Genomic DNA, 13,222 nt, shown 5'->3' with positions numbered 1-13,222 from the left:
CGAACTACGCCGTTTTCATGGCCGCCGCTTCCGGTCCGCTCAAATAGTAGTCGCGGAATCGTTCGTCCACCCGCTCCCACATCAGTGCCGAAAATAGCAGCGCAGCCTCGAGCGGTCGATGGTTGATGACGACCGAGTCCGTTTCACCGTTCTCGTTTAAATGCGCGACGACTACGGTCTCGATGGGTTGTCCGTGGATCTGCGACCGGTAGGACTCCATATACAGGTTGTTGCCGATTTCCCCTTTGTAGCTGTGATGCTGGAACTCATAGAGAGAAACGGCATGTCTGATTACGGCAAGGATATCGGCGCGGCCCTCTATCGGACGCTTCAGGACGGTCGCTTCCAGCGTTGCATTGTTTGCCAGTCTCGCCAGCCAAAGCGGCGGCGTGTTTTCGGGCGCCAATACAGGCGCAGTGTCGTTGAATTTCATGTCGGATGTTCCTTCGGTTTCAGGTCGGCGCCGGAAGTCGCGTCCCGGCGCCTTGGAGAGACGGCAGCGCGTTATTGCTGCCGCAGCGGTCGCAAGCCCGCTCGCACCTCTTGCGCGAACAGTTGCGGCTGTTCCCACGCCGCAAAGTGGCCGCCCTTGTCGGGCCGGTTGTAATAGATGAGGTCGTGGTAGGCGCGCTCGGTCCAGCTGCGCGGCGCCTGATAGTTCTCGCGTGGGAAGACGCTCACCGCGGCCGGCACCGATACATCGGCGGCGGCCAGGAAATTGAAGTGCGACTCCCAGTAGAAGCGAGCGGCCGAGATGCCCGTGTTCGTCAGCCAGTAGAGCGTGATGTCGTCGAGGACGTCGTCGCGCGTCATCGCCCCAGCTGATTCGCCGTTGACGTCGCGCCCGTATACGGCCGAGGTGAGCGCCGCGGCCGGCTGGATATAGCCGTCGCCGTGATCGAGCAGCCAGCTGGCCAGCGCGATCGGCGAATCCGAGAGCCCATAGAGCGTTTGCGGGCGCGTGCCCTGTTCGAGCGCGTAGGCGCGCCGCGATTTGGCTGCGCTCGCGAGCTGCTCGTAGGCGTGCTTTTCGTCGTCGCCGAGATTGGTTGGCGGGGGCGAGCCGGCTTGCAGCGCCTTGGCGATTTCGGGCGGAATCGTCGCCGGGAAATTCACGTGAATGCCGAGCAGTTCAGGCGGCGCCTGCTTGGCCATCACGTTCGCGACGATACCGCCCAGGTCGCCGCCTTGCGCCGCGAACTTGTCATAGCCAAGGCGCTTCATCAGCACGACCCACGCGCGCGCGGTCCGCTCGGGGCCCCAGCCCACTTCGGTCGGCCTGGCCGAGAAGCCATAGCCCGGCAGCGACGGAATCACCAGATGAAAGGCGTCTGAGGCGCTCGCGCCGTAAGCCGTGGGATTGGTCAGTGGATCGATGATCTTGAACTGCTCGATGACCGAGCCAGGCCAACCGTGCGTGACGATGAGCGGCATCGCATTCTCGTGCTTCGAACGCACATGAATGAAGTGAATATCGAGTCCGTCGATTTCGGTCACGTAATTCGGCAGCGCGTTCAGCTTCGCTTCGCAGCGGCGCCAGTCATAGTCGGTCGACCAGTGGCGGGCGACCTCCTGCATCATCGCGAGCGGCACGCCTTGCGAATTGTCGTTCACAGTTTCCTTGTCGGGCCAGCGCGTGGCCTTGATGCGGCGTCGCAGATCGACGAGCTGCGCTTCGGGCACATGCACGCGCAGCGGGCGAATCGCGGTCTTGTCGCCGTTCGGTGCGGACTTGACTTCGGTGATGCCTTGCAGGGTTTGCGAGAACGCCAGCTGGCTCAGCGAGGCTGCGGCCACGGCGGCCGCGGTCGCGCCCATGAAGCGGCGGCGCGATGGCGACGGGATGAGAAAATCGTCAGACATAGGTACTCCGTTTTCTGATATTGGAGGCAGAGCGTATGGGGATGCTTCGCAATACCAGGCGTAGTGGTGCTGGCGCGCGCATGTGCTGAAGTTTTGCATCGCTCGCCAACGGAATTCGCGCCGGATGTCCCGGCACGCAAACGCACATCGCATCAGGCCGATGTCGTGCCGCTCGAAAATGCAGCGGCGTGGTGCGTCACGAACTCGCGCATGCCGATCGGCGCCTGACCCGTGAGCTTGCGCAGGTCGTCGGTCATGCGGTCGTAGCGGCCTTGCGCATGCAGTTCGGCCATGACCGCGAGATGCTTGACGACGTGCGCGGTTATCCCGAGCTCGCCCAGCTTCGCAGCCCATGCCTCGACGGGCACGTCGCGGTAGCGGATCGTGCGGCCCAGGACCTCGGAGAAGAGGCGGGCATAGTGCTCCATATCGCGGGACTCGAGGCCCGTGAGGTGATAGACCTGGCCGATATGCGGCGCCGGATTGTCGAGGATCTCCGCGACGGCACGCGCCACGTCGAGCGACGAGATCGGCGAGGTCCGGCCTTGGCCGAGCGGCAGCACGAGTTCGTCGTGCTTGCGCACGCCCTCTGCCGCTAGAAGCAGGAAGAAGCTCTCCAGAAACACCGTGGGCCGCACGGTGACGACGGGCAGGCCCGACCAGGCGAGCGCCTGCTCGGCGAGCCAGTGCTGCTTTTGCTGCACGCTGTCGGTGGTTTCGGTGATGCTCATCTGCGAGACGGTCATCTGCGACATGTTCACGAACGCTTCCACGCCGTGATGGCGTGCAACGGCCGCTGTGTTGATCGTCGCTTCGAGATACGCAGGCGACACCGACATGCCGAAGTACAGGCGCGAGACGCCTTCCATGGCGCGGTGCATCGAATCGAGATCGGTCAGATCGCCGAGCACGACCTGCGCGCCGAGACGGCGCAGTTCGTCGGCGCGTGCGTCCTCGCGGCGCACCAAGGCGCGCACGCGATGTCCTTTCGCAAGCAGGTTTTCGGTGATGCTGCGGCCGACGGCGCCGATTGCGCCTGCCGCACCCGTGACGAGAATCGGACGGTCATGCTGGCTTTGAGTGGTCATTTCGCTTACCTGTTTCGTAACACTAAAGAGTGTATATACACATTTAGAAAAGAAAGAAGCCTGCGCATCAGTGCGCGCTCAGGCAACGATCGTGCGCGGCTCCTCGCCTTCGTTTGCGGTCGCCGTAGCGGCGTGTTGCACACGTTCATGAACGTTCGCCGCCGGTGTGCGGTCGATCTGCAGACTGAGCAGTTCCGGGCGGTTGTAGTGGCCGGCCGCATCCATCAGCATCTTGCGACGGTCGATCAGCGAGAAGTCGAGATCGGCGATGACTTCGCCTTCGCCCTCGCGCAGCGGTTCGCCGATCAGCGTGCCGTCCGGCGCGACGATGGTGGTGAAGCAGCCGCCCGAGATCGGCCCGATCGCGCAGCCCGTGTCGTTCATGATCTGCGCCTGCTGGTCGGCGTCGAGCCACGCGGTTGCGTTCACGACGAAGGCGCCGGATTCCAGCGCGTGCTGGCGGATATTGATTTCCATGCGTTGCGCGAAGCCTTCGCCGAAAGCCGAGCCGGGATACATGGCCGAATGGATCTGCTCGCCGTCGGCGATCATTGCGTAGCGCGCGAGCGGGTTGTTGTGCTCGAAGCAGGCGAGCTGGCCAATGCGGCCCACCTTGCTGTCCACGGCGCGCAGGCCCGAGCCGTCGCCCTGGCCCCAGATCATGCGCTCGAAATGCGTGGGCGTGATCTTGCGGCGGCGCTGGATCAGCGTGCCGTCGGCGTCGAAGAGCAGTTGCGTGTTGTAGATGGTGCCGCCGTCGCGCTCGTTCACGCCGATCGAGACCACCATGCCCGCTTGCCGTGCGGCCTCGCCGATCGCGTCGGTGGCGGGCGAGGGCACCGTCACGGACTGTTCGAGCAGGCGCAGATGCTCGGTGCCCGCGAGCAATTGCATGGGCGTTTGCACCGCGGAAAAGTACGGGTAATACGGCACCACGGTCTCGGGGAACGTGGCGAACTGCACGCCTTTGCGGCCGAGTTCGAGAATCTTCTGCACGACCTTGGCAACCGTTGCCTCGCGGCTGTAGAGCACGGGGCTGATCTGGACGGCGGCGGCTTTGACGACTTTCATTGCAGGCTCCTGATGGTGTTGCATATGCAACATTGACGATGAAGAAAGATTAGACGGTGGCTGACGGGAGATCCGCCGCGATGTTCATGAGCGCGCTCGCGCCCTCGAGGCCAAGCACGCTGGCGGCGCGCTGTTGCGCGGTCGACCACGCAGATCCTGCGGTCTGAAGCAGGGCGCGGCCCGCTTGCGTCACCGAGAGCGCACGGCTGCGGCCATCGCCACCGGGCTCGCCATCGGCGACCCAGCCGTGCGCGATGAGCGGCTGCAGGTTGCGCGTGAGCGTCGTGCGGTCGTGATGATTCTTGCGCCCGAGCGCGGCGCGGCTCAAGGGGCCGTACTCCGCGACGAGCACGAGCAGCGAAAGCTGGGATGAGCTGATGCCGAGCGGGCGTAGCGCGTCGTCGTAAAGGCCGGTCAGTACGCGTGCGATCTGCCGGGTGCGCGTCAGCAGGCAGTGGCGGGCGATCTGCGCGCTCACGCCGCCCGATGCTTCAGTGGTACGCGGAACGGTTTCGGTGCAGGACATGTTTCGCGACTCCAGGGTTCGTGCGGGGCGGTTTGCCCGGTTGACGTATTGAAGCGTGCCGATGTATCCCGAACGTGTCGGGAGGGTCGGCTTTGTGTATGTCCATGTTTCCACGCGGCGGCCAGATACATGGCGATACAAAAGCGGTGCGGGGCGGCCAGGAACGGCGTGCCACACGCACTAGCCCGGCATCCGCAACATTCAGACGATTGGGACAGGCGCGCCCGCCCGAACGGCGCGGTGGCTTCAGGATGGCGGCGTGGCGGACGGCTCGTCGGCGGCAGGCGCCGGTGCGGCTACGGTTTCGTCCCGGCAGGACACGCCCGGGCTCGGTCCGGTCTACGCGCATTAACGCGGGATGTATCGGTGTACTGATCTTCCGGCGCCGAAGGAACGATGCGGTAGCGCGGCAGCGCCGAGGGCTCCCCGGCGACATAGACGGCGGCCGGCCGGTGCAGATAGAGCACAGTCACGCCCTGCGCAATCCGGTTGCCGGGATCGTAGCCTTCCGCGTGGATCAGAACGTTGGTGAGTTCCTTGACGAGGCCGGCTTCCGCTTCGGGTGTCAGGGCATCTTCGGGCCATAGTGACACAGCATCGCGCCGTGCCGCGATACGCGTCACCACGACGCCGGTTCGGCGACCACGCATCGGTTTTTGCCTTGCCGTTTCGCTTCGTAGAGCGCACGGTCGGCGAGCCGAAACGTTTCGGGTACACCGATTAGCTCCGAGATGCTCGAGCCCCCAATACTGACCGTTACCCTGTGTCCGGAAATTCGCGCCGCCGCTACGGTGCCGCAGATTTCACGTGCGAGGGTTTTGGCGCTTTGCTGGTTGCCCGGGAAGATCACGCCGAACTCTTCGCCGCCAAGGCGACCGCAAAGGTGCGGGCTGGCGCTTTCCTCGATGGTGCGCGCCACGGCGGCCAGGACCTCGTCGCCGGCGTCGTGCCCCGCGGTGTCGTTGATTTGCTTGAAGTCGTCGACATCGATGAGCAACAGCCAGAATTCCTCACTGGACCGGCGGTCCTGGCATTCATTGACCTCCAGCATGAAGCTACGGCGATTCGCAATGCCGGTGAGTGTGTCCCTGAATGCGAGTCGTACCAGTTCGCGCTGTACCAGAAATGTCTTTTTCCGCTCCTGTGTAAACAGGAGATTGAGCAGGAGACCGAGCGCAAGGGCGGCGAGCGCAAACAGCAAAATCCAGTTGCGGTCCTGTGAGGACATCAGCGCGACCACCTCGCCGTGGGAGATGATCAGCCAGACAGTCAGTGCACTTGCGAGATAGTTGAAATACCCGGAGATTACCGGGGCCATGCCCACGTTGATCGCCACGCCGATCGGCAGGACCCAGAACGCAGGATTGCCGGTGCCGGGCATATTGGAGTGAAACGCCAGTGCCACGAACGCTGCGCATGCGAACCGGCCCAGCGCGTCCATTCGCAGTCCCCGTGAGGCGTACGTCATGCCCATCGCGAGGAGGATGCCGCTGGCGGCTACCAGCGTGCCCGGCGCATCGAAGCGCGCATGGGGATTCGCGAATGCCCGGGACATGAGCCACGACACCAGCCCGAAGAGTTGGACCGCCACAGCGAGAAGGCGCGAACTTTCCGCCGCACTCTCCAGGAAAAGACGCAGCTCTGTGGCGTCCCGAAAACTGCGTCGTTTCTCGAGAAACCGGGTTCTTCCCGCGTACGGCATGCCAGCGACCATCACCATTCAGGAACATTTGGATTCGCCCCCGGTATAACGACACGGCTGCGATTTCCTTTAGCCTGGCATGGCCCCATCCCGAGCAGGCCGCGGCGCGGCAATTGCGCGGAGCAACCGATGGGACACCCTAGCCAAAGCGGGCATCCAGCCATCGCTTCGCCCAATTTTCTGCGTAGGCAATCGCATCCTCGCGCGCGTCGAATCCCGCGAGATCGCCGCTGGAATGGACTTCGCACTCGCTCCCATCGATTCGCCTGGTGCTGATGCGCACGTGCGCCATGTATTCCCCATCCGCCCGGCGTGGCGTTGGGTCGATATGAAAGCGGTCTGGATCTGAACGCATAGGTCTCTCCCTGAATCCCAGTGAGGAATCCGCAAGCCGTCCGAATCTTCGGCCGGCGGTATTCGTGGTCTGCGATGGAGGGGAGCGGCGCGATCCCTGAGAAGTGGCAGCAGGAGGAGCGGCGGGATCGGTCGCAGTCGACGGATGTTTTCATACTACGCCGCCGCCTTCATTTGTACAGCGATAGTTTCGACCGGCATCCTCACGCGTTCCGGACCCGCGTGCGCGTCGAGAGCAGGCCATTGCGTCGCGGATCGTAGGTCGACAACAGCGATCCTGAACGCGGCTGCGTCAGGTGCAGCTACATCCCAGCTGCGAGGGATATACTGGGCTGGTCGCGGTGCCAGCCTTGCCATTCGTTGCGGCCGATTGCGGCGAATCCGGAGAGGGGCATCATGAACGACCCATCGACCGAGGAACTCGAGCTTCTGACCGCAGACCTTCACCTCGCGGAAGCTCGACGGCGGCTGGCGGCGCTCACGGTGTGCGTCCAGCGTCAGCGGGAATGCGGCACCGCCAGCGTGGCAGGAGAAGACTTGCTTTGCGTGATGCGCGACATCATACAGACCATGACGCTGCACCGCGAACTGCTCAGACGCGAGGTCGAGCATCAGCGCAGGCTTTCATGCGATGGGCGCGCACGGTGGCCGATGAGCTGAACAGTCATTCCTGCGTCAGTGCTGGCAAGCGCCTGACATGAGCCGCGAATCGGGGACGTGTCCGAAAGCTGTGTTTTTCGGCTGCCATTCGCTTTCAGGGTCGATGTATCGCGCAACGGTCGATTGCGTTAGCAAACCTGGCCTGGTGGCGCGCGAACGGCGTCAAAGCACGCGGGACGTCTCGCCTGCTGAAATGCCGATGTTTCATTGCGCACGCAATCATTGTTGACAGAAATCGAGGGAAACCTGCGATTCGTTCACGAGATAGTTTTTCGCTTTATTCGAATGTCGGTAATCGATTGAGAACGACGTTAAATAACAAAATAATTTTCGAAGAAGGGATAAGCCACTCAAATCGGAAAAATGTTGCACAACGAAATAAGTCACTGGATTTTTAGCTTGCGGCTTAAACAAAAGCGACTATCATCAGTTAAATCGATTTCCGAGCCGAATCTCCCAACGTCAGCGGAGACTGTGTCGGTATGAGGGAAGGAGATGACTGACACATCAATTCCGGTCGATCTGATTCACTGGATTCTGGCAACACTTTCGATCGTCGCGCTGCTCGTCTTTCTCGTGCCGCTTCGCTGGCGCGCGCCTGAGGCCGGTCCGGGTGCAATGTTCGTGGCGGGTTTGATCGCCTTTTTCGCATTCCGCACTCCACTTGGGACATTGACTGTCGCAAGCGCCAAGGGCGTATGGGACGCCATATTCATCCTGTACGTTATGTGGCCGGCATTGTTGCTCTATCAGATCACCAAACAGGCTGGCGGATACGACGCCCTGCGGCACGGGATTTCCCGCTTTAGCCGGAATGAATTGTTCGTCATTCTCGGGCTCGGCTGGGTCTTTTCATCGTTTCTTCAGGGTATCGCGGGCTTCGGCGCGCCGATTGCCGTTGTGGCTCCGCTTCTGCTCGCAATTGGCGTCAGGCCGGTTTATGCAGCCGCCATTTCGATCATTGCGCATGCATGGGCCCGGTTCTTCGGCACGCTTGGCGTCGGCTGGCTGGCGACCTTGCAGGTGGCGGATGTACAGGACGTGACGCGGGCCGCATTCGAATCCTCGCTACTGCTGTTGATTCCCACCTATTTTGGTGGACTGCTGATCGTATGGTTGTACGGACGCTGGGCCGCAGTGCGTCATGCATGGCCGCTTGTCCTGATTCTTGGCACGATACTCGGCTTTGGGCAACTGATTTTCGCGTTCCTGAGCCCGGAACTCTCGACGTTCCTCGCGGCGGCCATTGCGATGATCGCACTGTACCCGCTCTCCCGCTGGCGCCGTTTCAGCGAGCCGGTTCCGCAAGCCGATGTGCCGGAGCGGCCCGCAATGGACGAAACGGCGGTCCGTACCGAGTCGGACGCGAGCGAGCCGGTGATGAGCATCGGCATGGCTTTTCTGCCGTATGTCGTGCTCACGGTCGTCACGCTGGGTATTTTGCTGATCGATCCGCTGAATAACGCCTTGCGGCAGTTCCGCATCGGTCTGCCGTTTCCCGAAGTGACCACAGGGTTCGGCGTGACGAACGCGGCGGTCACACGTTATGCGCCGTTTGCGCCGTTCACCCATCCGGGCACGATGCTGCTGATATCGGCCATCATCGTGTGGATCGTGTATCGCGCGAATGGCTACTACGGGGCGTGGCAGTCGCGTCACGGCAAGGAAAACCTCGGGCGCTCGCTCATCGTGGATGGCGTGCCCGCGTCGCTGCCGGTCATCGCGTTCCTCGTGACGAGCCGGGTTCTCGATCACAGCGGACAGACCATGGTGCTCGCGCACGGTATTGCCGACGCCTCGCCCCCGCTCGTCTACGCGGGCATCGCCAGTGTGATTGGCGCGCTTGGCGCGTTCATGACGTCGAGCAGCACCGCATCGAACGTCCTGTTCGGCGGCTTGCAGAGCGACGTCGCGCATTTGCATTCGCTGCCCGTGGAGGCGATCGTGGCGGCGCAGGCCGCCGGCAGCGCCTACGGGAATGCCATCGGCCCCGCGAATATCGTGCTGGGCACCAGCATCACCGGTATCAAGGGGCAGGAAGGCGCGGTCATGAAACTCGCCATCCCGTGGACGATCATCGTGGCCATCCTCACCGGGATAGGCACGATTGTTCTCGTCATGCTCGCGTGAGGTGATCGGCATGGACAAGCTCGTGGCAGAAACGGTGGCGCTGATCCTGATGTTCCTCGCCTTTCCGCTCACCAGCAGGGGCGCGACCACCGGTAACACGCTGCTGCTGAGCCTCGGCCTGCTATGCGTGATTGCCGGCGGCGCGCTGCCGATCATCACGCGGTTCATGGATCACTCCAAAGACAAGGTCAGGGACGCGGGCGTCGAGTTCGACGATCGAGCTTCCTGATCGACTCGCCGCTTTCGCGCGTTGGAGCGTGTCGCTTTGCCGGATCAACATCACGGGAGCGCATTCATCATGAGTCATCCAAACGGCCCTCGCACCGGTCGGCCGCCCACCCGCGCACCGCAAGGGATGGTGTCGACTCCTCACTATCTCGCCAGCCAGGCTGGCCTTACCATGCTGCAACGCGGCGGCACGGCAGTCGATGCCGCGATTGCCGCGAACGCTGTGCTGTGCGTCGCGTACCCGCACATGGCGGGACTGGGCGGCGACGGATTCTGGCTGATCGCCGACGGCAAGAGCGAGCAGGTGTACGCCATCAATGCGAGCGGACCCGCTGCGCAGCAAGCCACACTGGCCCGCTATCGGGGCAGCGCCGGCGCCGACGAAATCGCGGCGCGCGGGCCACAGGCCGTGCTCACCGTGCCGGGCGCGATTGACGGCTGGCGTCTTGCCCACGAGCGCTTCGGGCGGTTGACATGGGCGGACCTGTTTGGGCCGGCGTTCGGCTACGCTCGCGACGGCGTGCCGGTGAGCCGCTCGCTCGCGGACTGGACGGCGCAGGACGTGCCGATCCTCACGAAATATCCCGAAACCGCGGCGGTGTTCCTGCCGGGCGGCCGCGTGCCGGCGGACGGCGAACGGCTCGTGCAAAGTGCACTCGCACGCTCGCTGCAGCATCTCGCCGATCACGGCGCGCGGGCGGGATTTTACGAAGGCGATCTTGCTGCACGGATCTGCGGCGCGATCGGTCAGGCGGGCTCGCCGCTGCAGGCGGACGACTTCGCCGCGTATCACGCGCAGTGGGTGACGCCGATCAGCACGACGTACCGGGGCAATACGGTGTATGAGCTGCCCCCCAACACCCAAGGCTTCACGCCGCTGCAAATACTGAATCTGATCGAAGGCTACGACGTCACCGCGTGGGGCGACGGCACGGCAGACTACTATCACCACCTCGCCGAAGCGGTGAAGATCGCGTTTGCCGACCGCGAGGAGTGGCTGACCGACCCGGATTTCGTCGCGATACCGGTGGACGAACTCATCTCCAAGGCGTATTGCGACGAGCGCCGCAAACTGCTCGACCCCGAACGCGCGCTCGACATCGCAACCGTGCCCGCGGGCATTGCGTATCAGCATCCGCACGAGCGCCGCGCGCCGGACGGCGACACCTGCTACTTCTGCGCCTCGGACAAGGACGGGATGGTCGTGTCGCTGATCCAGTCGATTTATCACGACTTCGGCAGCGCGGTGATGGGTGGCGACACTGGCATCATCATGCAGAATCGCGGCGCGTTCTTCTCGCTGGACGAGCATCATCCCAACAGCCTGCAGCCGGGCAAGCGAACCTTCCATACGTTGATCCCGGCGCTGATGTCACGCGACGGCAAGCCTTGCCTCGCGTTCGGTTCGATGGGCGGGGAAGGGCAGCCGCAGACGCAGGCGGCGCTCGTCACGCGGATCGTGGACTTCGGCTACGACGTGCAGCAGGCCATCGAAGCGCCGCGCTGGCTGATGGGCCGCACCTGGGGCACCAAATCGCGCAACATGTCGCTCGAGGGACGCATCTCCGACGAAGTCGTGCGCGAACTGAAACGCCGGGGTCAGCCCGTGCAGATGGTCACGCACTGGAACGACAACATGGGACATGCGCACGCGATCCGGGTCGATCGCGAACAGGGCTTTTATGAAGGCGGCGCCGATCCGCGCGGAGACGGCGCGGCGCTGGGCTACTAGCTTTCGCGGCTGCTGACGGCGGACTAGTGCACTGTGAAGTCGCACGAAGGGTCGAACACATGAACCCGATGATCGTTACCTCGCTCATCCTCGCTGTAACGATGGTGCTGTTCATCTGGAACAAGCTGCCGGCGGCGGTGGTCGCCGTCATATCGCTGCTCGCGCTCTACCTTACCGGCGTGCTGACGATGCACGAGGCGTTGGGCGGATTCGGCGATCCGCTCATCGTCTTCATCGCCGCGCTGCTCGGCGTCGGGATCGGCCTCGAGACGACCGGCGTGGGCACGTGGGCGGGCCAGTGGCTCATTCGTCATGCCGGCCAGAGCCAGAAACGGCTCATCGCTTCGCTGCTGATCCTGTCCGCGATCTCGACGGCATTGATCGGCATGAACGGCGCCGTTGTCGCGATGTTGCCGATCGCGGTCATCGTCTGCGTACGCACGCGGCTCGAGCCTTCCCAACTGATGATGCCGGTGTCGATTGCGTGCCTGACCGGCGCCAAGCTCACACTGCTAGGCAGTCCTGTGAATGTCATCGCGGCGAGCGCGGCCGATGCGGCAGGCGGCGCGCCGATCCGCTTCTTCGAATGGTCGATTGTCGGCCTGCCGCTTTTCGCGGGCAGCCTCGTCATCATTCTGGTGCTGGGGCCGCTCTTGCTGCCCAAACGCAGTTCGGGATCGCTGCCAGCCGATTTCAGCCAGCATGCGCATACGCTCGTCGAACAGTACCGGATGGCCGAGGACGTGTGCCGGCTGCGTGTACGTGCCGGGTCGCCGTTTATCGGCAAGACGGTGGGCGATATCGATCTTTCGCAATACCCGGGCCTCAGCGTCCTCGGGCTCATGGACGAAGAGGACGCGGAGCTGGGCAGCCAAGCCGCGCTCGAGGGACAGCACCTTCTGGTGCGCGGCGACGCGCAGGTTGTCGCCCGGCTGGCAAACGACCTGCACCTCGCCATTCGCGAGCCGTACCGGGAATCGCAGGCAGTGACCAACGCGTTGTTCAACCGTACGTCAGGCCTTGCCGAAGTGGTGATCCCGCAGCGCTCCGCGTTGATCGGTCAAGCCGTGTTTCCGGGTATGGCGACGCACGAAGGAGACCTGATCGTGCTTGCCGTCCAGCGCAGTGGGGAAGACGTGCCGGGACCCTCCACGCATCTGCTCGCCGGCGACCATCTGCTGTTTCGTGGCACATGGGAGGCGCTGGACAAGCACTTCTCCGACCCGCAGATCCTGATGGTCGATGCGCCGCAGGCCGTCCGGCGCCAGACTGTCGCGCTCAGTCGCGGCGCTCGCGAGGCGCTCGTCATTCTCGCCGTGCTGGTCGTGCTGCTTGCGACCAATGTCGTGCCGGCCGCCGTGGCCACGCTGATCTGCGTGACGGCGATGGTGCTGACACGCGTGATCAAACTGAGCCAGCTGTATTCCATCGACTGGAACACCTGCGTGCTGGTCGGTGCACTGATCCCGCTCGCCACTGCGATGTCGAAGACCGGGCTCGCGTATCTGCTTGGCGACTATGTGATCCAGATCGTCGGCTCCGGCGGCCCGCGCGCCGTGATGGCGGGACTCTTCGTCGTCGCTGCGGTGCTGACCCAGGTCATCTCCAACAACTCTTCCGCGCTCGTGACCGTGCCGATTGCGGTTGCCACAGCGCGGGAACTCGGGGTGTCCGCGACGCCGTTCCTGATCGCGGTCGCGCTGGGCGCGGGCGCAGCCCACCTCACGCCAATGAGCACGCCGGTGAACATCGTCACGTACGGGCCGGGTGCCTACGCGTTCGGCGACTACTGGAAGATCGGTGCGCTGATCGTGTTGTGGTCGATGGCGGTGGTTGTGTTCATTGCGCCGTTGTACTGGCGCTTCTAG

13 protein-coding genes are annotated in these 13,222 nt (G+C 63.6%); 5 read left to right on the top strand and 8 right to left on the bottom strand.

Annotated elements, in window-relative coordinates; genetic code table 11:
* Nucleotides 1-4: 4 nt before the first annotated feature.
* From ACOJB8_RS05940 to ACOJB8_RS05905, 8 genes are all read right to left on the bottom strand, one after another.
* Nucleotides 5-433: a hypothetical protein gene (locus ACOJB8_RS05940; protein WP_475011509.1), complete on the bottom strand. Its 429-nt coding sequence runs from the start codon at nt 431-433 to the stop codon at nt 5-7.
* Nucleotides 434-504: 71 nt separating this feature from the next.
* Nucleotides 505-1,863 (bottom strand): epoxide hydrolase family protein, encoded by a 1,359-nt coding sequence (locus ACOJB8_RS05935; RefSeq protein WP_475011507.1) that lies wholly within the window; start codon nt 1,861-1,863, stop codon nt 505-507.
* A gap of 152 nt (nt 1,864-2,015) precedes the next feature.
* Nucleotides 2,016-2,951 (bottom strand): NmrA family NAD(P)-binding protein, encoded by a 936-nt coding sequence (locus ACOJB8_RS05930; protein ID WP_342948153.1) that lies wholly within the window; start codon nt 2,949-2,951, stop codon nt 2,016-2,018.
* 78 nt (nt 2,952-3,029) lie between these two features.
* A complete protein-coding gene (locus tag ACOJB8_RS05925) occupies nt 3,030-4,022 on the bottom strand; it encodes a carbon-nitrogen hydrolase family protein (protein WP_069262121.1) in 993 nt (330 codons plus the stop codon).
* Between the two features lie 49 nt (nt 4,023-4,071).
* A complete protein-coding gene (locus ACOJB8_RS05920; RefSeq protein ID WP_475011503.1) occupies nt 4,072-4,548 on the bottom strand; it encodes a MarR family winged helix-turn-helix transcriptional regulator in 477 nt (158 codons plus the stop codon).
* 296 nt (nt 4,549-4,844) lie between these two features.
* A complete protein-coding gene (locus tag ACOJB8_RS05915) occupies nt 4,845-5,198 on the bottom strand; it encodes a hypothetical protein (RefSeq protein WP_475011501.1) in 354 nt (117 codons plus the stop codon).
* On the bottom strand, nt 5,168-6,268 hold the full coding sequence (locus tag ACOJB8_RS05910; RefSeq protein ID WP_475011499.1) for a GGDEF domain-containing protein: 1,101 nt from the start codon (nt 6,266-6,268) through the stop codon (nt 5,168-5,170). Before ACOJB8_RS05910 ends, ACOJB8_RS05915 begins: the two co-directional genes overlap by 31 nt.
* A gap of 121 nt (nt 6,269-6,389) precedes the next feature.
* A complete protein-coding gene (locus ACOJB8_RS05905; RefSeq protein ID WP_069262118.1) occupies nt 6,390-6,605 on the bottom strand; it encodes a hypothetical protein in 216 nt (71 codons plus the stop codon).
* Nucleotides 6,606-7,000: 395 nt separating this feature from the next.
* Here ACOJB8_RS05905 and ACOJB8_RS05900 point away from each other — a divergent pair, with 395 nt between their 5' ends.
* From ACOJB8_RS05900 to ACOJB8_RS05880, 5 genes are all read left to right on the top strand, one after another.
* Nucleotides 7,001-7,264 carry a hypothetical protein gene (locus tag ACOJB8_RS05900; RefSeq protein ID WP_475011497.1) on the top strand — a complete coding sequence of 88 codons (264 nt, stop codon included), beginning with the start codon at nt 7,001-7,003 and terminating at the stop codon, nt 7,262-7,264.
* 495 nt (nt 7,265-7,759) lie between these two features.
* Complete coding sequence (locus ACOJB8_RS05895) at nt 7,760-9,394, top strand: L-lactate permease (protein WP_342948146.1); 1,635 nt, start codon at nt 7,760-7,762, stop codon at nt 9,392-9,394.
* Nucleotides 9,395-9,404: 10 nt separating this feature from the next.
* A complete protein-coding gene (locus ACOJB8_RS05890) occupies nt 9,405-9,623 on the top strand; it encodes an EmrB/QacA subfamily drug resistance transporter (RefSeq protein WP_069262417.1) in 219 nt (72 codons plus the stop codon).
* Between the two features lie 69 nt (nt 9,624-9,692).
* A complete protein-coding gene (ggt, locus tag ACOJB8_RS05885) occupies nt 9,693-11,354 on the top strand; it encodes a gamma-glutamyltransferase (protein WP_406953248.1) in 1,662 nt (553 codons plus the stop codon).
* A gap of 59 nt (nt 11,355-11,413) precedes the next feature.
* Entirely contained in the window at nt 11,414-13,222 is a 1,809-nt protein-coding gene (locus tag ACOJB8_RS05880; RefSeq protein WP_475011491.1) for an SLC13 family permease, read from the top strand.

Source organism: Paraburkholderia sp. BR10141 (assembly GCF_056155635.1).
The sequence above is the reverse complement of the archived record's forward strand: the minus strand, read 5'-3'. Positions and strand labels throughout refer to the sequence as shown.

What these genes read in the sequence shown, in the direction of transcription:
- ACOJB8_RS05940 (WP_475011509.1), bottom strand. Translation starts at nt 433, where the DNA reads ATGAAATTCAACGACACTGCGCCTGTATTGGCGCCCGAAAACACGCCG.
- ACOJB8_RS05935 (WP_475011507.1), bottom strand. Translation starts at nt 1,863, where the DNA reads ATGTCTGACGATTTTCTCATCCCGTCGCCATCGCGCCGCCGCTTCATG.
- ACOJB8_RS05930 (WP_342948153.1), bottom strand. Translation starts at nt 2,951, where the DNA reads ATGACCACTCAAAGCCAGCATGACCGTCCGATTCTCGTCACGGGTGCG.
- ACOJB8_RS05925 (WP_069262121.1), bottom strand. Translation starts at nt 4,022, where the DNA reads ATGAAAGTCGTCAAAGCCGCCGCCGTCCAGATCAGCCCCGTGCTCTAC.
- ACOJB8_RS05920 (WP_475011503.1), bottom strand. Translation starts at nt 4,548, where the DNA reads ATGTCCTGCACCGAAACCGTTCCGCGTACCACTGAAGCATCGGGCGGC.
- ACOJB8_RS05915 (WP_475011501.1), bottom strand. Translation starts at nt 5,198, where the DNA reads ATGCGTGGTCGCCGAACCGGCGTCGTGGTGACGCGTATCGCGGCACGG.
- ACOJB8_RS05910 (WP_475011499.1), bottom strand. Translation starts at nt 6,268, where the DNA reads ATGGTGATGGTCGCTGGCATGCCGTACGCGGGAAGAACCCGGTTTCTC.
- ACOJB8_RS05905 (WP_069262118.1), bottom strand. Translation starts at nt 6,605, where the DNA reads ATGCGTTCAGATCCAGACCGCTTTCATATCGACCCAACGCCACGCCGG.
- ACOJB8_RS05900 (WP_475011497.1), top strand. Translation starts at nt 7,001, where the DNA reads ATGAACGACCCATCGACCGAGGAACTCGAGCTTCTGACCGCAGACCTT.
- ACOJB8_RS05895 (WP_342948146.1), top strand. Translation starts at nt 7,760, where the DNA reads ATGACTGACACATCAATTCCGGTCGATCTGATTCACTGGATTCTGGCA.
- ACOJB8_RS05890 (WP_069262417.1), top strand. Translation starts at nt 9,405, where the DNA reads ATGGACAAGCTCGTGGCAGAAACGGTGGCGCTGATCCTGATGTTCCTC.
- ggt (WP_406953248.1), top strand. Translation starts at nt 9,693, where the DNA reads ATGAGTCATCCAAACGGCCCTCGCACCGGTCGGCCGCCCACCCGCGCA.
- ACOJB8_RS05880 (WP_475011491.1), top strand. Translation starts at nt 11,414, where the DNA reads ATGAACCCGATGATCGTTACCTCGCTCATCCTCGCTGTAACGATGGTG.